Source organism: Streptomyces sp. B93, assembly GCF_018070565.1.
Lineage (GTDB): Bacteria > Actinomycetota > Actinomycetes > Streptomycetales > Streptomycetaceae > Streptomyces.
Window position 1 is genome coordinate 24465 of the sequence record NZ_JAGPXL010000055.1, and the last position, 17431, is coordinate 41895.

Sequence of the window (17431 nt, forward strand, 5' to 3'; positions counted from 1 at the left end):
GGCCCCTTTCGGTCGTACGGGTGCTCGTGCGTGTGCGCCGGTCGACGTGCCCGGGCGCCCCACATGCTGCCGTACCCCCTGCCGGGCGGGCGACAGGGGGTACGGGCGGGCGGGGACGTCAGCGCACCGGTGCCGTGGCCCCGGCCTCGGTGGCGCGGGCCAGGTTGGCGTCCTCCTCGCTGCTCGCGCGGAGCTGGAGGCCGGTGGCCGGGCGGGTGCGGGGCAGGAACAGGGCGAGCACGATGCCGACGACGACCGCGGCGGTGGCGATCAGGAAGGAGACACGGAAGCCGTGCATGGTCGGGACGGCGACACCGCCGACGTCGTTGGCGGTGCTGGCCAGCACCATGCCGATGACGGCGCTGGACACCGACGTACCGATGGACCGCATGAGGGCGTTGAGGCCGTTGGCCGCGCCGGTCTCGGAGGGCGGTACGGCGGACATGATCAGGGCGGGGAGGGAGGAGTAGGCGAGGCCGATGCCCGCGCCGACGACGACCGAGGTGACGACGGTCTGCCAGGCGGCGCTCATCAGGCCGAGGCCGCCCGCGTAGCCGAGGCCGATGACCAGCAGGCCGGTGATGAGGGTGGCGCGGGGGCCGTAGCGGGCGGACATCCGGGCGTAGACCGGCGCGGTGAACATCATGGTCAGGCCCAGCGGGGCCACGCTCAGGCCCGCGACGACCATCGACTGGCCGAGGCCGTAGCCGGTGGCGGTGGGCAGCTGGAGGAGCTGCGGCAGGACCAGGGAGATGACGTAGAAGGAGACCCCGACCATGATCGACGCGAGGTTGGTGAGGAGGACCTCGCGGCGGGCGGTGGTGCGCAGGTCGACCAGGGGGGCCTTGCGGCGCAGTTCCATCAGGCCCCACAGGACGAGGACGACCACGGCCGCGCCGAACATGCCGAGCGTGACGGGGGACGACCAGCCCCAGTCGCTGCCCTTGGTGACGGGGAGCAGCAGCAGGACCAGGCCCGCGGAGAGGCCGAGGGCGCCGGGGAGGTCGAAGCCGCCCGGTGCGCGGACCGGGGACTCCGGTACGACGAGGAGGGTGAGGGCGATGGAGAGGACGCCGAGGCCGGCGGCGCCGTAGAAGAGGGCGTGCCAGTCGGCGTGCTGGGCGACGAGCGCGGCGCCGGGGAGGGCGAGTCCGCCGCCGACGCCGATGGAGGAACTCATCAGGCCCATCGCGGAGCCGAGGCGTTCGGCGGGCAGCGTGTCGCGCATCAGGCCGATGCCGAGCGGGATGGCGCCCATGGCGAAGCCCTGGAGGGTACGCCCGACGATCATGGTCAGCAGGTCGCTGGTGACCGCGCTGACCAGGGCGCCCACCACCATCACCGCGAGGCTGGCGACGAGCATGCGCCGCTTGCCGTAGAGGTCGCCGAGGCGGCCCATGATCGGGGTGGCGACGGCGCCGGACAGGAGAGTGGACGTCAGCACCCAGGTGGCGTTGCTGGGGGCGGTGTCGAGAAGCTGCGGCAGGTCCTTGATGACCGGCACGAGCAGGGTCTGCATCACCGCGACGGCGATGCCCGCGAACGCGAGCACCGGGACGACGGCCGGGTTCGCTCTCGGGGCGGGCCGGTCGTCTTTCGTCGTACGGGGCATTGAGGATGACCTTCCACGTCGGATACGTGGAATCTGAACTCCGTGTGCCGGGGCAACTATTCCGTTCCGGGGTAAAGCGGAGGTAAGAACCTCCCCCGGGCACCGCCGTACTCAGCCCCCTCGGCGGCACCCTCCGTTACAGCCACCCCTGGCTGCGGGCCTCCCTCAGCGCCTCCGCCCGGTTGCGGGTGCCCGTCTTGCCGATCGCGGCGGAGAGGTAGTTGCGGACCGTGGACTCCGACAGGTGGAGGCGGGTCGCGATGTCGGCGACGGTCGCGCCGTCGGCGGACGCCGTCAGGACGTCGCGCTCGCGTGCCGTGAGCGGGCTGGGCCCGGCGCTGAGCGCGGCCGCGGCGAGCGCCGGGTCGACCACCGTCTCGCCGGTCAGCACCCGGCGGATCGCGGCGGCCAGTTCCTCCACCGGACCGTCCTTGACGAGGAAGCCCGCGGCTCCGGCCTCCATGGCCCGGCGCAGATAGCCCGGGCGGCCGAAGGTGGTGAGGATCAGCACCCGGCAGTCCGGTACCTGCTCGCCCAGTTCTGCGGCGGCGTCCAGGCCGCTGCCGCCCGGCAGTTCGATGTCGAGGAGGGCGACGTCGGGGCGGTGCAGCAGGGCGGCGTCCACGATCGTGTCCCCGGCCGCCACCTGCGCCACCACCTCGATGTCCGGTTCCATCCCGAGCAGCAGGGCCAGCGCCCCGCGCAGCATCTGCTGGTCCTCGGCGAGCAGCACCCGGATGGATCTGGCGGGGCGGTGGTCGCGGGGCATCTCGTTCACGGCCCAAGCGTAGGCGTGGCGCACCCCGACGGCAGGCCGGAGACGGTGGGCGCCGTGCAGGGGGCCGGTGCGTCGGTGGGCGCCGTGCGGGAGTCCGGTGCGTCGGTGGGCGCCGCGCAGGGGTCCCGTACGCCCGTGTGCGCCGTGCGGGCGCCCAGTACGTCGGTGGGCGTCGGCAGTTCCGCGGTCACGGTGAAGCCGCCGTGGGCGCCGGGGCGGGCGGTGAGGCTTCCGCCCGCCGCCGTGAGGCGTTCCGTCAGGCCGGTCAGGCCGTTGCCCGTGCGGCCGCCGCCCGGCGGGGAGGTCCCGGGGCCGTCGTCGGTGACCGTCAGCCGTGCTCGCTCCGGCCCGCCGTGCACCGCGATCTCGCAGCGCGTCGCGCCACCGCCGTGCCGTACGACATTGGTGACCGCCTCGCGCACCACCCAGCCGAGCAGGGCCTCCGTCGGGGGCGGCAGGGGCTGGCCCGAGCGGTGGACGACGGGTTCGACGTCCGCCGCGGTCAGGGCGGAGCGGGCGCGGGTCAGCTCGGTGTCGAGGCTGCCCCGCCGGTAGCCGGTGACGGCCTCGCGGATCTCGGTCAGGGCCTGGCGGCCGACGGACTCGATGTCGTTGATCTGGCCGAGGGCCGCCTCGGGGGCCGAGGGCGCGAGCCGCCGGGCGGCCTCCGCCTTCACGACGATCACGGAGAGGGTGTGGCCGAGGAGGTCGTGCAGATCGCGGGAGAAGCGCAGGCGCTCCTTCTCCACCGCGCGCCGGGCGAGTTCCTCGCGGGCGGCGCGGAGTTCGCCGACCGTCTCGGCGAGGGAGAGGATCGCCGCCGTCACCATGGTGGACAGGAAGGTGCCGTAGGCGATTCCTATGGCGTCCCAGCCGCTCCGGAACGCGGCGACGGTCGCGGCGACGGCGGTCAGGCCGAGGCCCGCGGGTGCGAGTCCCGGGCCCCGCAGGACGGCGCCGACGGCGAGCCCGAGCAGCGGGAAGAAGGTCAGCCAGCTGCCGCCGTAGCCGAGCGCCAGCCCACAGGTGACCAGGCCCATCACCGCCAGCGCCAGCCGGGTCGGCAGCGACTGGCGCAGCTCCTTCACGAACGCCCGCCACACGACGTAGATGTAGAGGGAGTTGAAGATCAGCAGGCCGGTGATGCCGACCCAGGGGTTGGGTGTCCGCCCCTGCACGAGGTTGGCGACGGCCCCCATGCCCATCAGCAGCCACGGGAGGAGGGAGAAGGCGGTGGGCGGCGGGACCGTGGTGCCCGCGGGCGGTGTCCTGGTCATGGATCGACGGTACGGAGCGGGGGCGGGGGTCCGGCAGAGGCGGTTGTACGGAGCTGGGCGGGACAAATGTCCCGGTCCCGTCGGGTAACGGCGGCGCACCTGACATACCGTCAGGAGACTTCCCAAGTCCCGCTGGCTGGGCTATACAGAGGATCGCTGGACTGGAACGCGTTCTAGAACCGGGCGGGTTCCGCGGTCCCGAAGACGACCTCGGCGCGGCCGACGGTGCGGACGGCCGCGCCGGGGTCTTCGCCACCGTCATGTCAGGAGCCCCATGCCCATCGACGCAGCCAAGGCCCTCGCCGCCGGGCCCCGGACCGGCGAGATCTCCTGGACCCCCAAGGACGTCCTGCTCTACCACCTCGGCATCGGCGCGGGCCTGCCCGCCACCGACCCCGACGAGCTGCGCTACACCCTGGAGTCCCGGCTGCACGTCCTGCCGAGCTTCGCCACCGTCGCGGGCTCCGGCGCCCCCGGCGTGATCAGCGGACTGTCCATGCCCGGCATCGAGGTCGACCTCGCCCGCGTCCTGCACGGCGGCCAGGTCCTGACCCTGCACCGCCCGATCCCGGCCACCGGCACGGCCACCGCCACCTCGCGCGTCGCCGCCGTGTACGACAAGGTCAAGGCCGCCGTGCTGGTGCTGCGCACCGAGGCCGCCGACGCCGACGGGCCGCTGTGGACCAACGACGCCGAGATCTTCCTCCGGGGCGAGGGCGGCTTCGGCGGCGACCGCGGACCGTCCGCCCGCGCCGAGGCCCCGGCCGGACCCCCGGAGCGCACCGTCGAACGGACCGTCCGCGAGGACCAGGCCCTCCTCTACCGCCTCTCCGGCGACTGGAACCCGCTGCACGCCGACCCGGAGTTCGCCAAGGTCGCCGGGTTCGAACGGCCCATTCTGCACGGACTGTGCACGTACGGCATGACCCTGAAGACGGTCGTCGACACCCTGCTCGGCGGCGATGTGACCCGGGTGACGGCGTACCGGACACGGTTCGCCGGGGTGGTGTACCCGGGCGAGACCCTGCGCCTCCGGATGTGGCGGCCGTCCGGCGGCACGGTCCGGGTCGCCGTGAGTGCCGTCGACCGGGACGACGCGCCCGTCCTCGCCGACACCGTCGTGGAGCACGTCTGATCACCCGTCCGACCCTTGAGGGGAGCCGCACCATGCGCGCAGCCGTACTGCACGAGACCGGTCAGGAGAAGCTGGAGGTCCTCGACGACGTCGAGGCGGCGGGCTTCGGCCCCGGACGGGTGCGGATCCGGGTGCGGGCGACCGGCCTGTGCCACTCGGACCTGTCGGCGATGAGCGGCGTACTGCCGCAGCCCGCGCCGTTCGTACCCGGCCACGAGGGCGCCGGTGACGTCGTAGAGGTCGGGGAGGGGGTCGGGAACCTGAAGCCCGGCGACCGGGTCGTGGTGTGCTGGCTCCCCGCCTGCGGCGCCTGCCCCGCCTGCAAGCGCGGCCAGACCCAGCTCTGCCTCGCCGGGTTCATGAACGCGGGCACCCCCAACTTCCGGCGCCCCACCGGCGACGTGTTCGGCTTCGCCGGGACCGGCACCTTCGCCGAGGAGGTCGTCGTGGACGCCGGATGCGCGGTGCCCGTACCCGACGACGTGCCCTACGACATCGCCGCGCTGATCGGCTGTGGGGTGACGACCGGGCTCGGCGCCGCCCTCAACACCGCCGACGTGGAGGCCGGTTCGTCCGTCGCCGTCATCGGCTGCGGGGGCGTCGGCATCTCCGTCGTCCAGGGGGCGCGGCTCAAGGGCGCCGCCGAGATCGTCGCCGTGGACCCGGTCGCCTCCCGCCGCGAGGCCGCCCTCCGCTTCGGCGCGACACGGGCCGTGGCCCCCGACGAACTGCCCGACACCAGGCAGCGGCTCACCGCGGGCGAGGGCTTCGACTACGTCTTCGAGGTCGTCGGCCGCTCCACCACCGCCCGCACCGCCTACGAGAACACCCGGCGCGGCGGCACCCTGGTCGTCGTCGGCGCGGGCGCCATGGACGACTTCCTCCAGCTGAACATGTTCGAGCTGTTCTTCGACGAGAAGCGCATCCTGCCGTCCCTGTACGGCGGCGGCGACGTCCTGCGCTCCTACGAGCGGACCATCGCGCTGTGGCGCGCCGGACGCGTCGACCTCGCCGGACTGATCACCCACCGGGTGCCGCTCGCCGACGTCAACGAGGCCCTCGACCAGATGCGCACGGGGACCGCGCTGCGCACGTCGATCGAGATCTGAGGAGACGGGGACACGGTTGTCATGACGCTGCCACTTCAAGGGCGCACCGCGATCGTCACCGGCGCCGGGCGCGGGCTCGGCCGGGCCGAGGCCCTCGAACTCGCCCGGCTCGGCGCCGCCGTCGTCGTCAACGACCTCGGGCAGCCCGGCCGCGACGGCACCGGCACGTCCTCCGCCCGCCCGGCCGAGGAGGTCGCCGCCGAGATCCGCGCCACGGGCGGCACGGCGCTCGCCCACAGCGGCGACGTCGCCGACTTCCGGCAGGCCGCCGAACTCGTCGGCCTCGCGGTACGGGAGTTCGGCGGGCTCGACGTCCTCGTCAACAGCGCGGGCATCCTGCGCGACCGCATGGTCTTCTCCATGACCGAGGACGAGTGGGACGCGGTGATACGGGTCCACCTCAAGGGACATTTCAACACCACCCGTTTCGCCGCCGCGCACTGGCGGGAGCGCGCCAAGGCGGGTGGGGGAGCGACGTACGGGAGGATCGTGAACACCTCCTCGGAGGCGTTCCTCGCCGGTTCGGCCGGGCAGCCCAACTACGCCGCCGCCAAGGGCGGGATCATCGGGCTGACCACCTCCACCGCGCACGCCCTCGCCAAGTACGGGGTCACGGCCAACGCCATCTGCCCGCGCGCCCGGACGCGGATGACGGCGGACGTCTTCCCGGGCGCCGCCGACCCGGGCGACGGCCTCGATCCGCTCGCCCCCGAGCATGTCGCCCCGCTGGTCGGCTATCTGGCCTCGCCCGCCGCCGGACGCGTCAACGGGCAGGTGCTGGTGGTGCACGGCGGCATGGTCGCCGTCGTCGAACGGCCCCGGGTGCGGGCCCGGTTCGACAGCAAGCAGGACACCTTCACCTACGGGGAACTGGACGCCGTACTCACTCCGCACTTCGCGGAACGGGCGGACGGGGAGGGCTTCGCGGCGGTGGAGGTGCTGGGGCTGCGGAGGGAGTGAAGGGGGTGAAGGGGAGGGACGGGGGGCGACAGGGGCGCCAAGTGCTCCATGGGGCGCCAGGGAGCGCCAGGAGGCACCAGGGAGCGACACGAACGAGGCGGCCCCGCTCACCCACGAGGGGCGAGCGGGGCCGCGACTCCGTTCCGGGAAGGCGTACCTGACGTGCCGTCAGGCAGCCGCCGACTCGGTCTGCTGCTCCACCGGCTTGCGGTGCCGACCGCGCGGAGCCGCCTCGGCGTCGTGCGTCGAAAGCGGGCCCCGGTGCTTGCCGTGGCCGTTGGGCTCCTGGCTGTCGGGCAGCGGCTGGGACGTGCTGGCGTCGCTCATCGGAAGAAATTCACCCCGTCAACATGATCTTTCCTACAGCCGGGCGAGTTTAACCGGCGCACCACGGGCCATATCCAGGCGGCCACGCCAACCGCCACTACTTCGTTACAAGACGGGCGAGGGGCGCTTCGCCGAGGGGGACGGGGCGGGCCGCGACCGGTTCCGGAGAGTCCGGTTCCGACGGCTGCGCGTCCCCGCCCGACCCCTCCGGGACGGGTGCGGAAACAGGCGGGGACACCGGCGGACAGACGCTCGCCGTCACCACCCCGCACGGCACCTCGTCCGTGGCGTACGGCAGCCGCAGCACCCCGTCCGCCGTCCACAGTCCGGCCCCCGCAAGCCACCCTTCGGGCGCGCCCACATGCCGCATCCGCCGGTCGGCGGGCCGCCACACCACCACCCAGCTGCCCTCCGGACCGTCCACCCGCAGCGCCACCGCACAGCTCTCCGGCGTCAGCACCTGCCCCGGCTGGATCGCGAACGGCGTCACCGCGCGGTCCGGCAGCCGCAGACACTCCGGGAACCGCACCGGCAGCGTGCTCCCCAGCACCCCCCAGCCCAGCCGGGCATGCCCGGGGGAGGGCGCGTCGGAGCGGATCAGCAGCAGTCCGCTGTCGGCGTCGGCGAGCAGCAGCCGGTCGTCGCTGTCGTCGGCGATCTGGAGCAGCGGTGACATCTCGCCCCCGCGCTCCAGGTCCACCACGACCGTCTTGGTCCGCCCGTCCGCCTCCCGGTCCAGGGCCAGCATCCGCCCCGTACGGTCCAGCCACACCCCGCCCGAACAGCGCCCCGGCACCTCGGCGACGTGCTCCGGCCCGAACGTGCCCCCCGCCACCAGCCACACCGCGCTGGAGTGCGGCCCCACCGCGAGGGCGTACGCCCGTTCGCCGCCCGGCGCCGGGGGCAGCAGCCGCAGCCGGGTGCCGGGGTCCGGGCACTCGATGGCGCCGAGCGGCAGCTCACCGGTGCCGGGGCCGGTCGGGTACAGCAGGGAGAAATGATTCCGTCCGTCCGCGAAGCGCCGGATGAGCACCCGTCCGTCGCCCATCGGCTGCACCTCGGTACCGGGCTCCTCCGGCTGGTTGCCGGGCAGCGGTACGGCGTACGGCTCGGGCCCGTCCAGCGTCCAGCGCTCCGGGAACCAGGAGTCGCCGCTGCGGGCGAGACGGGCGGCGTAGCAGCCGTCCACCGTGAGCACCCACCCGGCGCGCGGAACCGACGCGTCCGCGTCCTCGTCCCCCGCCTCGGTGGCTTCGATCGCACAGGCCGTCATCGTTCGGTCACCTCCGGCCACGAAGCTAGTTTTCGTACGCACAGGCGGGGAACCAGCAGGCACCGGCTTCACACATAAGGGTGGCCGCGCAACGATTCGCCTGAGGGAACAGGGGCGAATGTGCTGAGTGGGGACGGGCGGCCGGTGCGCGTCCCGTCGGCGGTTCAGCCCCCGGGAGCGGGCAGGTAGCCTTTCCCCGTGCCCCGTCTGTCAGAAGTCATCGCCGCGCTGGAGAGCCTGTGGCCCGCCGAGCGGGCCGAGTCCTGGGACGCGGTCGGCACCGTCGTGGGCGACCCCGACCAGGAGGTCGGCCGGGTCCTGTTCGCCGTCGACCCGGTCCAGGAGATCGTCGACGAGGCGGTGAAGCTGGACGCCGGCCTGCTGGTCACCCACCACCCCCTCTACCTCCGCGGTACGACGACGGTGGCGGCCTCGCACTTCAAGGGCCGGGTCGTGCACACCCTGATCAAGAACGACATCGCCCTGCACGTCGCCCACACCAACGCCGACACCGCCGACCCCGGAGTCAGCGACGCGCTCGCCGGAGCCCTCGACCTGAGGGTCGTACGGCCCCTGGTGCCGGACGCCACGGACCCCGAGGGCCGCCGCGGCCTCGGCCGGATCTGCGAACTCGACCACCCGATGACCGTCCGCGAGTTCGCCGCCCGCGCCGCCGAACGGCTGCCCGCCACCGCGCAGGGCATCCGCGTCGCGGGCGACGCCGAGGCGCTCGTCCGCACGGTCGCCGTGAGCGGCGGCTCCGGCGACAGCCTCTTCGACGCCGTACGCGCCGCCGGGGTCGACGCCTTCCTCACCGCGGACCTGCGCCACCACCCGGTGTCGGAGTTCATCGCGGACCGCGCCCACAGCCCCCTCGCGCTGCTCGACGCGGCGCACTGGGCCACCGAATGGCCCTGGTGCGAGCAGGCCGCCGCCCAGCTCGACGAGATCTCCGACCGCCACGGCTGGGACCTGCGCGTCCATGTCTCCAAGACGGTGACCGACCCCTGGACCAGCCACTCCCCTTCACTTTCACCTGGAGCCCCCAACTGAACGCCGCGCCCGCCGACCAGATCCGACTCCTCGACGTCCAGGCCCTCGACGTCCGCCTCCAGCAGCTGGCGCACAAGCGGAAGTCCCTGCCCGAGCACGCCGAGATCGAGTCGCTGACCAAGGACCAGACCCAGCTGCGCGACCTGCTCGTGGCCGCGCAGACCGAGGAGAGCGACTGCGCCCGCGAGCAGACCAAGGCCGAGCAGGACGTCGACCAGGTCCGCCAGCGCGCCGCCCGCGACCAGCAGCGCCTCGACTCCGGAGCCGTCTCCTCACCGAAGGACCTGGAGAACCTCCAGCGCGAGATCGCCTCGCTCGCCAAGCGCCAGGGCGACCTGGAGGACGTGGTCCTGGAGGTCATGGAGCGCCGGGAGTCCGCGCAGGAGCGGGTGGAGGAACTGACCGAGCGGGTCTCCTCCGTCCAGTCGAAGATCGACGACGCGACCGCGCGCCGCGACGCCGCGGTCGAGGAGATCGACGGTGAGGTGGCGACGGTGACGAAGGAGCGCGAGGTCATCGCGGGCGCCGTCCCGGCCGATCTGCTCAAGCTCTACGACAAGCTGCGCGAGCAGCAGGGCGGCATCGGCGCGGCCCGCCTCTACCAGCGCACCTGCCAGGGCTGCCGCCAGGAGCTGGCCATCACCGACATCAACGAGATCCGCGCCGCGGCCCCCGACAAGGTGGTTCGCTGCGAGAACTGCCGCCGGATCCTGGTGCGTACGGCGGATTCGGGTCTGTAGGGAGCTTCGGAGGTGCGGGAGTTCATCGTCGAGGCGGACGGCGGGTCACGGGGCAACCCCGGACCCGCGGGCTACGGCGCGCTGGTGATCGACGCGGCGACGGGTGAGACCCTGGCGGAGGCCGCCGAGTACCTCGGCACGGTCACCAACAACGTCGCGGAGTACCGCGGTCTGCTGGCGGGCCTGCTCGCGGCGCGGGAAGCGGACCCGGCCGCGAGCGTCCACGTCCGGATGGACTCCAAGCTGGTCGTCGAGCAGATGTCGGGCCGCTGGAAGATCAAACACGCCGACCTGAAGCCGCTGGCGGCTCAGGCGGCGCGGGTGTTCCCGCCGGGGCGGGTGACGTACGAGTGGATCCCGCGGGAGCAGAACAAGCGGGCGGACCGGCTGGCGAACGGGGCGATGGACGCGGGGGCCGGCGGCAAGGCCGCGGCCGATACGCGGGCGGCGCGGGCGGTGGCGGGAGCCGAGACGGCGACCGATGAGACGACTGCCGCTCGGACGGTTACGGCCGCCACCGTCGGCTGGGGAGCGGCCGCCGACATGGGCGCCCCGGCCACCTTCGTCCTCCTCCGCCACGGCGAGACCCCCCTCACCCCCCAGAAGCGGTTCTCCGGAAGCGGCGGCACGGACCCGTCCCTGTCGGACGTGGGCCGTGACCAGGCCGAACGGGCGGCGGCCCTGCTGGCCCGGCGCGGCACGATCCAGGCGGTCGTCTCCTCCCCGCTGGCCCGCACCCGCGAGACGGCCGCGATCGTCGCCGCCCGCCTGAACCTGGACGTCACGGTGGAGGACGGCCTGCGCGAGACCGACTTCGGCGCCTGGGAGGGCCTGACCTTCGCCGAGGTCCGCGACCGCCACCCGGACGACCTGAACGCGTGGCTGGCCTCACCGGACGTGGCCCCCACGGGCGGCGGCGAGAGCTTCACCGCCACGGCCGCCCGTATCGCGGCCACCCGCGACAAGCTGATCGCGGCGTACGCGGGCCGCACGGCCTTGCTGGTCACCCATGTGACCCCGATCAAGACCCTGATCCGCCTGGCCCTGAACGCCCCGCCCGAATCCCTCTTCCGCATGGAACTGTCAGCGGCATCCCTGTCGGCGGTGGCGTACTACGCGGACGGCAACGCGAGCGTCCGCCTCCTCAACGACACCTCGCACCTACGGCCCTGAGCCCGGCCGCCGCACGGGCCAACGCCTCGACCCGCCCCCAGTCCCGCGCCGCCACGGCATCGGCCGGAAGCATCCAGCTGCCGCCGACGCAGGCGACATTGGGCAGCGCGAGATACGCGGACGCGGAGTCGGCGCCGATCCCCCCGGTGGGACAGAAACGAACCTGCGGCAAGGGCCCGTAGAGCGACCGCAGATAAGCGGTCCCACCCGCCGCCTCCGCCGGAAAGAACTTCATCTCCCGCACCCCGCGCTCCAGCAGCCCGACGACCTCCGACGCGGTGGAAACCCCGGGCAGGAACGGCACCCCGGCCCCCCGCATGGCATCGACCAGCACATCCGTCCACCCCGGACTGACGAGAAACCGCGCCCCGGCACCGACGGCGAGGTCGACCTGCCCGGGGGTGAGCAGGGTCCCTGCCCCCACGACGGCACCCGGCACGCCGTCGGCGATGGCCCGTATCGCCTCCGGCGCGGCCGGTGTCCGCAGGGTCACCTCGATCGCGGGCAGCCCCCCGGCGACCAGCGCCCGCGCCAGGGGCACGGCATCGGCGGGATCGTCCAGGACGACGACGGGGAGGACGGGGGCGAGGTCAAGGACGGAGGCCATGGGGTCATGCTGTCGAGGGGTGGCAGCAAGCGCAACGAGCGTTGCGGAGGATGCAACGACCTCAGTGAACCTCGTCCACGAGCACGTCCACCCGCCAGGCGGTCCCACCCTTCGCGGGCTCGGCGACCTCGACCTGATACCCGAGATCACGCAACGCGTCGACAAGCTCGGCGGGCCCACCCGGCTCAGCCCCCGCCGCCACCAGACTCCGCACGATCCGCCCCTTGGTCGCCTTGTTGAAGTGGCTGACGACCTTCCGGGTCGGCGCGTGCAGCACCCGCACGGTCGCCGTCCGCGCGGCGACCTCACCCTTCGGCTTCCAGGCGGCGGCGTAGGCGGCGGACCGCAGATCGAGCACGAGCCCGTCCCCCGCGGCGTCCGGCAGAACGTCGGCCATGGCCGCCCGCCAGTGCGAGGCGAGCGCCCCCAGCCCCGGCAGTTTGACCCCCATGGAACACCGGTACGACGGAATCCGGTCCCCGACCCGCACGGCACCCCAGAGCCCGGAGAAGATCAACAGCTCCCGCGCGGCCCGCTGCGCGGCAGCGGCATCGAGCGTGCCGAGGTCGAGGGCGTCGTAGAGGACGCCGGTGTAGATCTCACCGGCGGGCCGGGCGGGGGCGTCGTACAGCCGGCCGTTCTTGGCGACTTCCGCCCGCAGCCCCACGCTCAGCCCGAGCACGTCACGGGCCTTCTCCTCATCCCCCCGGCACAGCTCCACCAACTCCCCGAGCACCGCCTCCCGAGCCGCCCCCAGCTCCGGCAACGACAGCGACTCCAACTTCAGCGGCGCGCCGGGCCCACCAGCGGGAGCCTTGCCTTCGGACGGGGGGAGCAGGACGAGCACGGGGTCTCCTTGTCCAGGGGTTTCGGATGTCGGGGGACCCGGCCAGGGTACGGCGTGGCACTCCCACGTCCCACGATCGAGGGAACGGTTGCCGAACGGGCCGGGGGTGATCCACTGGACGGCCAGTCTGGCGAGCATCCGAGGAGAGAGGGCGCCGTGGCGAGGACGATGGACGGGTACTCACAGAAGTTGCTGCGGGACTGGTTCGTGGAACTGGAGACCCCGCCGGGCTTCCGGGCGGAACTCATTGAGGGGGAACTTCTCCTGAACCCGCTGCCGATCGGAAAGCACGAGCACTGCATCAGCGGGACCCTGAGCCAGATCTACCGGAACTCCCGCGCCGACATGATGTTCTCCGGCAGCAAGGGCCTGACCCTGGGGAACGCGGACGGCCTCCCGCAGGACCACGTCATCCCGGACGGCACGTTCGTCACCAGGGCTGACCGGCTCTTCCGGGGAGCGCCCCCCTGGATGCCCTGCGAGGGCGTCCACATGGTGATGGAGGTGACGGGGTTCAGACCCTCGGCCGACCGCGAGATCAAACGCCGCTGCTATGCCCGCGGCGGCATCCCCCTCTACCTCCTGATCGACCGGGAGACGAGGCAGAGCACCCTCTTCCGCGATCCGCAGAACGACGACTACCGCGACCACGACACCCGCCCCTTCGGCACACCGCTCCCGCTCCCCACCCCCTTCGAATTCGAACTGGACACATCGGACTTCCTCTGATGCCCTGATCCCTGTGACCAGGGGGTGGGCGCGGTGAGCGGGCGAGAGAAGGCACTGTGGACGAGGGCCCGCCTGGGCCACGACGGCCCACCCCTGGACCTTCTGACCGCCCGCTTCGACCGCCACGTCTACGCCCCGCACGCGCACGACGAGTTCACGGTCGGCGTGACGGTCGGCGGCCTGGAGGTCATCGCCTACCGGGGCGGACGCATCCAGTCGGGCCCGGGCTCCATCGTCGTACTGGAACCGGGAGAGACCCACACGGGCGGCCCCGCGGCCCCCGAGGGCTACTCCTACCGAGCCCTGTACGCGGCCCCGGCCCTCCTCACGGAAGGCACCCTGGACGGCGACACCCTCCCGCACTTCCGCGACCCGGTCCTGACCGACCCGGAACTGGCCACGGCACTCCGTCTCACGCACACCGAACTCAGCGCCTGCCCCGACCCCCTGGAAGCGGAATCCCGCCTCCCCTGGCTGCTCACGGCACTGGCCCGCCGCCACTCCACGGCCCGCGCGACGGACGACAGGATCCCCGGCGCGAAGGCCATAGCCCACGCGGTACGCGACCGCCTGGCGGACGACGTCACGTCCCCACCCTCCCTGTCAGCCCTGGCGGCAGACCTCGGCCTCTCCTCCCGCTACCAACTGCTCCGCGCCTTCCGTACGACGATGGGGCTGCCGCCGTACGCCTGGCTGGCCCAGCACCGGGTGCACCGGGCACGCGCCCTGCTGGAGGGCGGCCTGCGCCCGGCTGAAGCGGCGACCCTGGTGGGCTTCGCGGACCAGGCGCACCTCACACGCTGGTTCCGGAGGGTGCTGGGGGTCACCCCGGCGGCGTACCGCAACAGCGTTCAAGACAGCGGGGGCTGAGGCGGCCGACACTCACCGCATGACTGCACGCGGCTGGTTCCTCTTCTCCCTGATGGGAGTGATCTGGGGCATCCCCTATCTGTTGATCAAGGTGGCGGTGGACGAGGTGTCCCCGTCGACGGTGGTGTTCACGCGCTGCGCGCTGGGCGCGGCACTGCTCCTCCCCTTCGCGCTGAGGCAGGGGGGACTGGGCGGCACCGTCCGCTCCCACTGGAAACCGATGCTGGCCTTCGCGGTGATCGAGATCATCGGCCCTTGGTGGACCCTGACGGACGCGGAACGCCACCTCTCCAGCTCGACGGCCGGACTGCTGATCGCGGGCGTCCCGATCGTCGGCGTGGTCCTGGCCCGCTTCTTCGGCGAGACGGAACGCCTGGGCCCCCGCCGCGTGACCGGCCTTGCCCTGGGCCTGTCGGGCGTCGCGTTCCTCACGGTCCCGCACCTCACCGGCGGCGACGCCCGCTCCCTCGCGGAGGTCCTGCTGACGGTGGTGGGCTACGCCACGGCACCCTTGATCGCGGCCCGCCACCTCCGAGACGTCCCGTCCCTCCACCTGACGGCCCCCTGCCTGGCACTGGCGGCGCTGGTGTACGCCCCGGCGGCGGCGCTGACGGCCCCGTCCACCCTCCCCTCCACGGAGGTCCTGCTGTCGCTGCTCGCCCTGGGGGTGGTCTGCACGGCGGTGGCGTTCGTCGCCTTCCTGGAGCTGATCAAGGAGGCGGGCCCGACGCGGGCGACGGTCATCACGTACGTGAACCCGGCGGTGGCGGTGGCGGCGGGGGCCGTCTTCCTGGACGAGCACCTCACGACCACGATCGCCGTGGCCTTCGCCCTGATTCTTGCGGGCTCGGTCCTCGCCACGGCCGCGGCGCCGCGCCGCCCCACCCGCCCGGTACCATGGTCGACACGGCAGACGAGCCGGGCGGACGGCCGCGTGGAATCCCCCTGACGGGGACTCCCCGAGGAACGTCCGGGCTCCACAGGGCAGGGTGGTGGCTAACGGCCACCCGGGGTGACCCGCGGGACAGTGCCACAGAAAGCAAACCGCCGGGGACCTCGGTCCTCGGTAAGGGTGAAACGGTGGTGTAAGAGACCACCAGTGCCCAGGGCGACCTGGGCAGCTAGGTAAACCCCACCCGGAGCAAGGTCAAGAGGAAACACTCCGGTGTTTCTGCGCGGACGCTCGAGGGCTGCCCGCCCGAGTCCGCGGGTAGACCGCACGAGGCCGGTGGCAACACCGGCCCTAGATGGATGGCCGTCACCCCGACGACCGCGAGGTCCCGGGGCACAGAACCCGGCGTACAGCCCGACTCGTCTGCCAGCAAGGCTCTGACCTGGTCTTATGGCCTGGTCGGGGCCTTTTGCCGTGCCTCGGCACATCCCGCTCCTACCTGCGAGTTCCCTGGAGTTCCCGCGCAAGTGTGCACGCGTTGTGCACTGGGGCCGGGTGTCGGGCGGTGGGTTCGATGAGCGAGTTCACCGAGTCGCCGGAGGGAGCTGGCGGCAGCCGGGCCTCGACCTTGATGCGTGGATCCGGCCCCTGTGCGCCCTGGTTGTTGCCGGGGTCGCCGCGTATGCCTCATACGTTCACCAGCGGGAGTTCGCGCTGCAGGGCGGAGCGGATGAAGTGAGTGCCTCACTGTGGCCGCTGTCCGTGGATGGCCTCTTGCTCCTGGCCACGGTCGGCCTGCTGAAGCCCTCGGCGGGCCGCACCCGCCGGGCCCGAGGCGCGATGTGGTCGGCCTTCCTGCTGGGGATCGCAGTCTCGCTCGCTGCGAATATCGCGGCGGCACCGGCATTGGCGTGGCAGCCGGTACTGGTCGCCGGGTGGCCTCCGGTGGCGTTGCTGCTGTCGGTGGAACTTCTGATGCACCGGCCGGTTGATCGGACGGATGACCCGGTGGGCCAGGAGGGAGAGGTCCGCAGACGGGTGAAGGGCAAGCGACGGCAGCGGGGCGAGGACCCGTTGCTAGTCCGAGCCCAGATGATTGACGCCCGGCATCGGGAACTGCACCAGCGGCCGGTCTCTGCTGAGTCGATACGCAAGGAACTGCGGATTGGCGCCAAACGATCGAGACAGCTGGTGACGGCCGTGCGCGCCAGGCACAAGGGCAATGCTGGAGGTTGAGTGCCCGCCTGTGGCGGGCCTGCCGCTCGTCGGCCTGGCATGCCCGTGGACAGAGGCTTCTGCGGAGCCGGCGCTCTTCCAGCCTGGGGCAGTCGTGGGGCGGAGCTTCTCGTGCCTGGCCGGTACGGGCCGCCAGGTAGGTCTCGCTTCCCAGGCGCGACCCTTGGCCCCTCACGGGACCACCACTCAGTGCAATTGATCACCGCTCAGGCAAAAAGTTGCCCAAGTCGACGTTTGCCCCTTGGAGTTGGAGCGTCTCGAGCGGCGTCTGCTCCTTGCAGTAGGAACGGGACGAAGAGGTAGAGGTGGTCATGGCTTGGGTGACTAGTCACCTGTAGTTGCTCGTGTGGTGCTTGAGGACCGCCCTCTCGAGCAACGCCAGGTAGCCGGGAACGGTCGCCTCCATTAACCGACCCATTCCTCATTCTGAGAGTAGGTGGACACGTAGTGAGGACCCGTGCAATGGCATCAGTTGAGGTGCGTCTGGCTTCACTGTTGATCACGGCAGCGCTGACTCTGGTAACCGTGTCGTGCACGAGCGATGACTCTGGCGGCGGCTCGGTTCCGATTGGATCTCAGACGAGTGGGCCTGCTGAGCATCAGCGGCAGGGAGGAGTGGCCGCACCACTGGCTGTTCTCACTGGACAGGCGGGTCTGACTCTGGCCATCACTTCGGCCGAGAGAGAGGGCCTTGACCCTTGATCCTGGACACACGAGACACTGGATCCTGAGGATCTGAGAACGGACATCTCGTGGTCATGAAGAACTATCCGCCACAGTTCAAAGCGGACGCGGTCGCGCTGTACCAGTCGC

At 72.3% G+C, this 17431-nt stretch carries 16 protein-coding genes, 1 other RNA gene and 1 pseudogene; 11 read left to right on the top strand and 7 right to left on the bottom strand.

Annotated elements, in window-relative coordinates; all coding sequences use genetic code 11:
- Positions 1 to 118: 118 nt before the first annotated feature.
- From KBY47_RS32125 to KBY47_RS32135, 3 genes are all read right to left on the bottom strand, one after another.
- A complete protein-coding gene (locus KBY47_RS32125) occupies positions 119 to 1612 on the bottom strand; it encodes an MFS transporter (RefSeq protein WP_247695561.1) in 1494 nt (497 codons plus the stop codon).
- A gap of 136 nt (positions 1613 to 1748) precedes the next feature.
- On the bottom strand, positions 1749 to 2381 hold the full coding sequence (locus tag KBY47_RS32130) for a response regulator transcription factor (protein ID WP_210927464.1): 633 nt from the start codon (positions 2379 to 2381) through the stop codon (positions 1749 to 1751).
- A 5-nt stretch (positions 2382 to 2386) separates the two neighbouring features.
- Positions 2387 to 3667 (bottom strand): sensor histidine kinase, encoded by a 1281-nt coding sequence (locus tag KBY47_RS32135; protein ID WP_247695562.1) that lies wholly within the window; start codon positions 3665 to 3667, stop codon positions 2387 to 2389.
- A 274-nt stretch (positions 3668 to 3941) separates the two neighbouring features.
- Between KBY47_RS32135 and KBY47_RS32140 the strand changes: the two genes are divergently transcribed.
- From KBY47_RS32140 to KBY47_RS32150, 3 genes are read left to right on the top strand one after another with little or no spacing between them, the layout of a single operon-like run.
- A complete protein-coding gene (locus tag KBY47_RS32140; RefSeq protein WP_210927443.1) occupies positions 3942 to 4802 on the top strand; it encodes a MaoC/PaaZ C-terminal domain-containing protein in 861 nt (286 codons plus the stop codon).
- Between the two features lie 32 nt (positions 4803 to 4834).
- Positions 4835 to 5911: a Zn-dependent alcohol dehydrogenase gene (locus tag KBY47_RS32145; protein WP_210927444.1), complete on the top strand. Its 1077-nt coding sequence runs from the start codon at positions 4835 to 4837 to the stop codon at positions 5909 to 5911.
- Between the two features lie 21 nt (positions 5912 to 5932).
- On the top strand, positions 5933 to 6871 hold the full coding sequence (locus KBY47_RS32150; RefSeq protein WP_210927447.1) for a 3-oxoacyl-ACP reductase: 939 nt from the start codon (positions 5933 to 5935) through the stop codon (positions 6869 to 6871).
- A gap of 168 nt (positions 6872 to 7039) precedes the next feature.
- Here the strand turns inward: KBY47_RS32150 and KBY47_RS32155 are convergent, their stop codons facing one another.
- Together KBY47_RS32155 and KBY47_RS32160 are read right to left on the bottom strand one after the other, a co-directional pair.
- Positions 7040 to 7198 (bottom strand): hypothetical protein, encoded by a 159-nt coding sequence (locus KBY47_RS32155; RefSeq protein WP_210927449.1) that lies wholly within the window; start codon positions 7196 to 7198, stop codon positions 7040 to 7042.
- A gap of 97 nt (positions 7199 to 7295) precedes the next feature.
- Complete coding sequence (locus KBY47_RS32160; RefSeq protein WP_210927450.1) at positions 7296 to 8471, bottom strand: hypothetical protein; 1176 nt, start codon at positions 8469 to 8471, stop codon at positions 7296 to 7298.
- A 198-nt stretch (positions 8472 to 8669) separates the two neighbouring features.
- Between KBY47_RS32160 and KBY47_RS32165 the strand changes: the two genes are divergently transcribed.
- Genes KBY47_RS32165 through KBY47_RS32175 form a run of 3 tightly spaced genes read left to right on the top strand, consistent with a single transcriptional unit; the run spans position 8670 to position 11437 of the window.
- Complete coding sequence (locus tag KBY47_RS32165; protein ID WP_210927453.1) at positions 8670 to 9524, top strand: Nif3-like dinuclear metal center hexameric protein; 855 nt, start codon at positions 8670 to 8672, stop codon at positions 9522 to 9524.
- Entirely contained in the window at positions 9521 to 10264 is a 744-nt protein-coding gene (locus KBY47_RS32170; RefSeq protein WP_210927468.1) for a zinc ribbon domain-containing protein, read from the top strand. The genes KBY47_RS32165 and KBY47_RS32170 overlap by 4 nt, the downstream gene beginning before the upstream one ends.
- Before the next feature lie 12 nt (positions 10265 to 10276).
- The gene (locus tag KBY47_RS32175; protein WP_210927455.1) at positions 10277 to 11437 is read left to right on the top strand and encodes a bifunctional RNase H/acid phosphatase; all 1161 of its coding nucleotides are present in this window, start codon (positions 10277 to 10279) and stop codon (positions 11435 to 11437) included.
- On the opposite strand, the gene eda is transcribed toward KBY47_RS32175, so the two are convergent.
- Positions 11409 to 12044: a bifunctional 4-hydroxy-2-oxoglutarate aldolase/2-dehydro-3-deoxy-phosphogluconate aldolase gene (gene eda, locus KBY47_RS32180; protein WP_210927456.1), complete on the bottom strand. Its 636-nt coding sequence runs from the start codon at positions 12042 to 12044 to the stop codon at positions 11409 to 11411. The two genes, KBY47_RS32175 and eda, sit on opposite strands and share 29 nt — an antisense overlap.
- Before the next feature lie 61 nt (positions 12045 to 12105).
- On the bottom strand, positions 12106 to 12891 hold the full coding sequence (gene yaaA, locus KBY47_RS32185; protein WP_210927457.1) for a peroxide stress protein YaaA: 786 nt from the start codon (positions 12889 to 12891) through the stop codon (positions 12106 to 12108).
- A gap of 168 nt (positions 12892 to 13059) precedes the next feature.
- On the opposite strand from yaaA, the gene KBY47_RS32190 reads away from it, so the two are divergent.
- The 5 genes and pseudogenes from KBY47_RS32190 (at position 13060) to KBY47_RS32215 (ending at position 16618) form a co-directional block, all read left to right on the top strand.
- Positions 13060 to 13620, top strand: a complete 561-nt coding sequence (locus KBY47_RS32190; protein ID WP_210927471.1) for a Uma2 family endonuclease — start codon at positions 13060 to 13062, stop codon at positions 13618 to 13620.
- Between the two features lie 33 nt (positions 13621 to 13653).
- On the top strand, positions 13654 to 14490 hold the full coding sequence (locus KBY47_RS32195) for an AraC family transcriptional regulator (protein ID WP_210927460.1): 837 nt from the start codon (positions 13654 to 13656) through the stop codon (positions 14488 to 14490).
- A 52-nt stretch (positions 14491 to 14542) separates the two neighbouring features.
- Positions 14543 to 15289: pseudogene (locus KBY47_RS37440) on the top strand (DMT family transporter); the annotation flags it as partial.
- Positions 15290 to 15404: 115 nt separating this feature from the next.
- An RNA gene (gene rnpB, locus KBY47_RS32210) (RNase P RNA component class A) lies at positions 15405 to 15808 on the top strand.
- A 24-nt stretch (positions 15809 to 15832) separates the two neighbouring features.
- Positions 15833 to 16618, top strand: a complete 786-nt coding sequence (locus tag KBY47_RS32215; RefSeq protein ID WP_247695564.1) for a DUF2637 domain-containing protein — start codon at positions 15833 to 15835, stop codon at positions 16616 to 16618.
- The last annotated feature ends 813 nt before the right edge of the window (positions 16619 to 17431 follow it).